The 7172-nt window shown below is 38.4% G+C and carries 6 protein-coding genes; 3 read left to right on the top strand and 3 right to left on the bottom strand.

The features are described from left to right. Nucleotides 1–31: 31 nt before the first annotated feature. From AC438_RS03310 to nosR, 3 genes are all read right to left on the bottom strand, one after another. On the bottom strand, nt 32–994 hold the full coding sequence (locus AC438_RS03310; RefSeq protein ID WP_053979857.1) for a sensor histidine kinase: 963 nt from the start codon (nt 992–994) through the stop codon (nt 32–34). Next, nucleotides 981–1532, bottom strand: coding sequence for a heme NO-binding domain-containing protein (locus AC438_RS03305; RefSeq protein WP_053979856.1), 552 nt, complete (start codon nt 1530–1532; stop codon nt 981–983). The genes AC438_RS03310 and AC438_RS03305 overlap by 14 nt, the downstream gene beginning before the upstream one ends. Nucleotides 1533–1888: 356 nt before the next feature. After that, the gene (gene nosR, locus AC438_RS03300; RefSeq protein ID WP_162230690.1) at nt 1889–3268 is read right to left on the bottom strand and encodes a response regulator c-di-GMP phosphodiesterase, NosR family; all 1380 of its coding nucleotides are present in this window, start codon (nt 3266–3268) and stop codon (nt 1889–1891) included. A 576-nt stretch (nt 3269–3844) separates the two neighbouring features. On the opposite strand from nosR, the gene AC438_RS17315 reads away from it, so the two are divergent. The 3 genes from AC438_RS17315 to AC438_RS03285 all read left to right on the top strand — a co-directional run bounded on the left by AC438_RS17315 (nt 3845) and on the right by AC438_RS03285 (nt 7080). Next, the gene (locus tag AC438_RS17315) at nt 3845–4360 is read left to right on the top strand and encodes an acyltransferase (RefSeq protein WP_202904701.1); all 516 of its coding nucleotides are present in this window, start codon (nt 3845–3847) and stop codon (nt 4358–4360) included. Nucleotides 4361–4417: 57 nt separating this feature from the next. Beyond that, nucleotides 4418–5647 carry a glycosyltransferase family protein gene (locus AC438_RS03290; protein WP_053979853.1) on the top strand — a complete coding sequence of 410 codons (1230 nt, stop codon included), beginning with the start codon at nt 4418–4420 and terminating at the stop codon, nt 5645–5647. A gap of 113 nt (nt 5648–5760) precedes the next feature. After that, a complete protein-coding gene (locus AC438_RS03285; RefSeq protein WP_162230689.1) occupies nt 5761–7080 on the top strand; it encodes a GumC family protein in 1320 nt (439 codons plus the stop codon). Nucleotides 7081–7172 lie beyond the last annotated feature (92 nt).

Below are 7172 nucleotides of genomic sequence, written 5' to 3'. Positions count from 1 at the left end.
GGTGGTCTATAATTTATTTAAATCAAAAGTTTTAATCATCAGCTTCCGATAATGGTAACTTAACAATAAAGCAAGTACCTTGCCCCTCTACACTTTCTACACTCAGTAAACCACCATGAGTCTTAATTATACCGTGTGAAATGGATAAACCTAAACCTGTACCCTGACCGTTTTTTTTAGTCGTGAAAAAAGGTTCAAAAATTTTTTCGCATACATCGCTACCCATACCACACCCGTTATCAATAAACGATATAACGGCAAATTCTGTTTCTTTTTTAGCCTTGATAATAAGCCTTCCATTATCGCCCACGGCATGTAAAGCATTGATAATTAAATTTAAAAAAACTTGCGATAAACTTCCTTGCTGACCTTTAACATAAAGTGGATCAGCGTAATCATAACACACATAAAGCTTGTCTTTAATTTGCATTTTAACCAAACTCAATGTATTTTCAATGCATTGGACAACATCTAATATATCTGGCTCTGCTTCATCCGGACGAGAAAAATCTCTTAGCCCTTTTACTATACTTTCAATACGTGAAATACCCTCTCGACTCTCACTGGCTATACTCTTGATATCATCGAGTAAATAATTAACCTCACAATCCTTTCGCAGTGTTTGAATAATTTCGATTAATTCTACAATAGGCACTTGAATATTATCGATTTTATGCGCACTCAAAATATCATCTAATGCTTTAAAAAAAACAGTGAGCTCTTCGCTATAATTTCTCAGTGTATTCAAATTACTTTTAATATAGCCTGCAGGGTTATTAATTTCATGCGCTAAGCCCGCACAAAGCTGACCCAAAGAAGCCAGTTTTTCTTGATGGACTATCTTCTCTTTTTGGCCTTTTAGCTTATTGTACGCATATTGCAATGATTTATTGGCTTCATATAGCTCACGTGAACGATTTTCCAGCAAATCCTCTGCTATCTCTCTCGCTTTTTTTTGACGCTCATACGCGGCTTTATAATCAACATTCGCCAATCTTCTCCACCTCTATTAGACAGTGATCGTGACCTTTATGATAGCACTTATGCTGTGTTATCTTTATGACTAAGTGATAAAATTCTGCAGCCCCCTGAATAAGCCCCTCTGCTAATTCACACATTTGCCGCTTAGACTCATAACGCAGCAATATTTTATTGTCAGATTGTTCGACCGCGCTAATAACAGGTAAGTAAACCCCCTCAAATAGTTTTCGAACCTCAACATGAACAATATCATCGACACTGGCTAAAAACTTAAAAAAATCGGGCTGTAAGGTTGTAAATATTGGATGCTTTTTATTTAACACACCAAAAAGATAAATGCCAAATAATTTTAGTGCTTGCTCTCGACTGACATTAAGCTGCTCACAAAGTGCGCCAACTAATTTAAACATTTCAGCATCATCATAATTAGCAACTGAAGTATAAATACCACCAGAATCAGTATCCGCTGCAGCTAATATTGCCTCCCAATGAGCAATACCAAACTGGCTTTCTATAAAATCATTAAGTGCAATAAAAACAGCGCCTTTCATAAACTCTCCTATGCCATCAAAATCAACTACAATAATTTTTCATTATATCTATTGTAAAAGATAAGTTTCACCTACCACTGCTACTGAGTAGCGCGTAAATGCTATAAAAATTTACGCATAGTATAGACTCGCATAGCCAGCACTTTTCAAATATTTAGAAAATCGAAAAAATTATTAAGAACATTAATCATTATTTCTTTGACGCTAAACCTATCAAAAGTAAAAATTAAAACGTATGTCCGTAACGATAGAAAAATTAGACTTCAGACACATAAGCTTGAGCAGGGCAACAGTATAATTATTTTTAACGATCTAACTGCTAAGTCATGAATGTTAAATTATAATTAACGGAATAACTATTCGCTTTCTTTAACCATCAATTCAAATTTACATTTAAATTTATGCTGATAACTTAACAAGCGGTCAATAATATTTTGTGTAATAATAGTGCCTTGAGTTAGCAATAATAATTGATTGGCTGCATGTAAATCTTCATCCAGTAACATACCGACTTTCAATTGAGCAACAGAGGCCTTAAAGCGCTCTATTTTTTGGGCATCTTGCTCATTAATAATAGCAAAAAAAGCTTCGACGATATGTGGATCATAGGCAAAGCCAGCTTGCTTTTTAATATATTTCTTTGCATCATTTTGACCCAAACACTGAGGAATTAATAAGCCATGATACAAATCATGATACTCGGCAACGACCGTAATAATCCTCGAAACTTTTAATATATCTTTCGCATACAACCCTTCAGGAAATCCTGACCCATCCAATCGCTCATGGTGTTGCTTAACAACTTTAGCCACATTTTCTAAACCCGGCGCCGCTGCCAATACCATTTCTGCTACTAGTGGATGCTGCTGGTAGCTCTCTAGCTCTTCAGGACTCATATCATAAACTGGTTTTTTCCTCAGCGCTTCTGGCAGAGCCATCAACCCAATATCATGTAACAATCCAGCTTGCTGAGTTAGCTCGATATCATCATCACTTAAATCAAGCGATCTAGCAACTTTATCTGAAAACTCCGAAACAAAACGGCAATGATTATTAGCCCGCCCTTCTGTCCAATCCAACAAATGTGTAACTACTCCCAATGCATCATTAAAACTTTTTTTAGAGCGTTCATGTGTCATTTTCAATAACGTAAGCGCTTGCTCAATTTCTATAGTTCGCTCCTTCACTGTTTTATCAAGGCTTAATGCTAGACGACCTAACTGCCTATTTTGCTTGCGTGTCAAATCTTCAAGACGCTTCCTCTCACGCTCTGCCCCCTGAAAACGAATGGCCCCATTAATCACTTCGGCCAGCATATTATCATCCCATGGTTTATTAATATAATTATAAATGCCGGCGTAATTGATCGCATTTTCTAATGATTTAAGATCAGCATGGCCGGTCAACAATATACGGATTGCATGCGGATATTGTTGTTTAATTTTTGCCAAAAGGACATCACCGTTCATTTCAGGCATACGCATATCGGAAACTACAATATCAATTTTATTGTCCGCAAATAGCTTCAATGCCTCATGACCATTATTTGCTGTTATCACTTGCCATGATTTCCCACGAGAAAATCGTCGCATAGCATTTAATACTGGAGGTTCATCATCGACAAATAATACTGTTGATACGCCTGCCGTTTCAACGGCTCCTGCGTCTAGACTTGACAACATATCGTTGTCACCTAAGTGTTCGCCATTATTACCTATCGTATTATCAACATTCACGCTTATTACATCCATCCATATCTATTATTAATGAACACTTAGAATCGCAATGACTAACCAGTATAGAAACTTATAACAGTATTATTTTTAGAAAGGTGATTACAGCGCCAAAAAGATATTCTACTGCCTTATGCGCTTTCGGCGATAAATTACATACCTTTTAAATCGTTAGATCATGAAGCCGATGGCGACATAAAATACATCTACAATGTAAGTATAGGTAATAAATATGGCCTGATAATAAATTTGTTAATCCAATAATGGCTTATAACTTTTTACGTAAAAAATTATATATATTATTTACATTATATTAAGAGGCTATTAATGAATGCTGTCTATCACTTAAAATACTGGCTTAAACATAGCTCAAATCCTATAGCAACATATAGCTTACGTGGCTTAAAGTACTGCCTTTCAAGAGGTCTTCCGGTACCAATAACCCCCTACTTTCTAATCGCCCCTCTATTTAAGGGCGTCAGCACGATAACAACAGAACTATTACGGCAATTATGGTGGACCCCACTGTTTAAAACAAAACTTGTCACGGTACCAAAGCGTCTTTACTTATACACTGGCATGCCTTATATCAGCGGCCCGCTAAGTATAACGGTAGGGGAGCATTGCCGAATATCAGGACAAACGACATTTACCGGTCGCTATCAAGAAAACATCGCGCAATCAGCGCCTATCAATGCAGAACTTATTATTGGAAATAACGTAGGTATCAGCTGGCAAACCACTATTGCTGTAGGAAAAAAGATTATTATTGGCGACAACACGAGAATTGCTGGGCGATGCTTTTTGGCCGGTTACCCAGGGCATCCCATCAACCCTTGGGATCGCGCACAAGGCAAGCCAGACACGCAAAACCAAGTGGGCGACATAATACTCGAAGATAATGTTTGGCTAGGGACAGGCTGCACAGTGCTTGCAGGAGTCACCATTGGCCGCAATACAATCGTCGGTACTGGTAGCATAGTTACTAAAAACCTACCTCAAAACGTCATTGCTGCAGGCAATCCGGCACGCGTGATCCGCAAACTGACATTGGCCGAGCTAACGCAGGAACGCGACAATAATGTTACCGCATAAATTCACCAATTACGTAGCATACACACTCAACCCTCTCATTCATGGGGCTCTAAGCGCGTGAAAAAAGCCGATATTAGTCGTAGTACAGTTCAGCAAACACCTCGTGAGACCTTACTTGTGTTTGGTGAAGATTGGCACGGTCTGCCCAGTAGCACTCGACATCTCATCAAACCACTATGCGCACAATACCATGTCGTGTGGATCAACTCTATTGGACTGAGACAACCTCGCCTCAACAAACAAGATATGCAACGCATACTCTGCAAGCTTCGCCAGTTCATGCCAAGTAGCGAATCAATTTCTGCACCTACAATAAACTCGCCTATTAAGCCCAGCGCCCTACTCAACCTAAAAACCTTTCCCGCACCTAAAAGCCACTTAATGCGCAAACTATGCGGTCAATTGATGGCCCGGCAAATACAGCATGCATTAAATAAGCTTGGCGCTCAGCAGCCCATTATTTGGGCCAGTTTACCTACGGCCATTGATGCAATCAAATATCTCGCGCACAAGAAAATTATTTACTATTGCTGTGACGATTTTACCAGCCTAGCGGGTGTTGACCATGAGACGGTTGCTATACACGAAAAAGAATTACTGAACCGTGCCGATTTAGTGATCGCCAGCCAACAACAACTTGCTCAAAATTTAAGTTTACGATTAGCGAGCTCAGACACACACAAAGCACCAAAAATTTTACCGCACGGCGTCGACTATCTATGCTTTAGTCAAGTGGCAAGCATGGCGCCTGACCTACCCAACAACAATAAACCCACGGCAGGCTTTTATGGCAGCATTGCTAGCTGGCTAGATTTTTCATTATTGAACACAGTCATTGCGCGCCATCAAGATTGGAATTTTGTTTTTATAGGTCATATAGAAACTGAGGCCTCCACTCAATTTTTGTCTTTATCCAAGCAGAGCAATGTTTATTATTTAGGCCCCAAAGAGCACCAACAACTGCCACAATACAGCCAGTATTGGCAAGCATCATTATTGCCTTTTAGGCATTGCGATCAAATTAACCACTGCAATCCTTTAAAGCTACGTGAATATTTAGCCGCAGGCTCATCTATCATTTCGACCGACTTCCCTGCAATTGATGAATATAAAAATATTATTAATATTGCTCATACTCCAGAACAGTTTAGTCAGCATCTTAATGCAATTAGTGCATTGAGTCATTCACAAAAAATAGCATTACAGAAAAAACAGAGGTTACTAGTCAAAAACCATAGCTGGCAAGCACGCAGCCAAGAAATAAAACTATGGATGGATCAACTATAATGGACATATGGCAGCGAACAATTTGGTTGCTCGGTATTGTATGGCGATACCGTTACACTATTGCACTCCCAATTTTAATATTACCACTAGTTGGTTATATTATTGGCTCCAAGATGCCTAAAAATTATGCTTCACACACCTCAATGCTCATTCAAGAAACAGCAAAAATGAACCCCTTTTTAGAGGATTTCTCAGTCTCTCCTTTACTAGAAGAGCGCATAGGGTCACTCAATACACTACTGCATAGCCGACACATTTTAACTGCCGTTGCAGAAGAACTGGAATTAATCACACCCGATACAACAGCAGAGCAAAAAGATATTGCCATTGGTAAGCTATCGGGAAAACTAAAAATGCGCGTAATTAGCAAGGATGTTTATCAGCTTGAATTAAAAGATAGCCAACCTGCACACATGAAAAGAACCTTGGATATTGTCAGTCGCTATTTTGTAGATGCTCTACTCACACCAGAAAGATCCTCAATAACTGGATCAGCTGATTTTTTAAACCGTGAAATAGAAAAAAATCTAACTGAATTAAAAAAAGCAGAGCAGCAGCTTGCACACTTTAAAAACACTTACCCTAATGAATTACCTGAACACAGAACTGCACATATTGCACGACTAGAACAACTTAAAAAAGACTATGCAGAAGCTAGTTCAAAACTAGCTGGAGAAGAAAAACGATTAGGCAGCTTAGCCAAACAATTATCCTCAACCAATCCTATTATTAGTGGTATTGAAGATAAAATAATACACACCAAAAGCGAACTTAGCGCCAAAAGAACTCGATATACTGAAGAGCATAGCCAAATTAAATCATTAATCTTTACATTAAAGCAGCTTGAAGAAGAACGAAAGAAAATTATTGAATCGACCGATGATATTAATAATATAAAAAGCTTATGGGTAATGGCAAATAATTACATAAGTACTGATAGTGGTGAACTCACCTTATTAATGACACAACTACAAGAGCTACAAAAAAATCAAGGTGAAGTCGCACATTTGCGAGAACAGACCCAATATTTAGAAAAAAATATTACTGACCTCGAAGCCAAACTCAAAGACATGGGAAGCCGAGAGCAAGAGCTAGGCAATGTTATTAGGGATATTTCAGTTAAGCGCAGCTTACACAGCGATTTACTCAAGCGCTATCAAATGGCAAAAATAACGGGCTCACTCAGCTCATTTGAAAGCCAAGATAGAGTTAAAATCATCGATAAACCCTACACTCCAACACGCCCAACAAATCCACCGGTCATTATTTTTATCATTGCAGGGGTTTTTGGGGGCTTAGCATTGGGATTAGGTATTGCACTTATCGGGGAAGTAACAGATAGCACTATCCGTCGCTCAGACCAAATTACATCACTCACAACACAAGATTTTTTAGTACAGATTCCACCACTTGATCATATTAGCCTACAATAAAATTACTTTCGAAATATATGGCCTCATAATTGCTATACCTATAGATCGACATAACACGTTATTTTATTTTGCAAATGGCATTTTAAATTTAG

This window comes from Marinagarivorans algicola (genome assembly GCF_001292705.1).
Classification (GTDB): Bacteria; Pseudomonadota; Gammaproteobacteria; order Pseudomonadales; family Cellvibrionaceae; genus Marinagarivorans; species Marinagarivorans algicola.
This window is presented reverse-complemented; position numbering and strand designations above follow the sequence as displayed.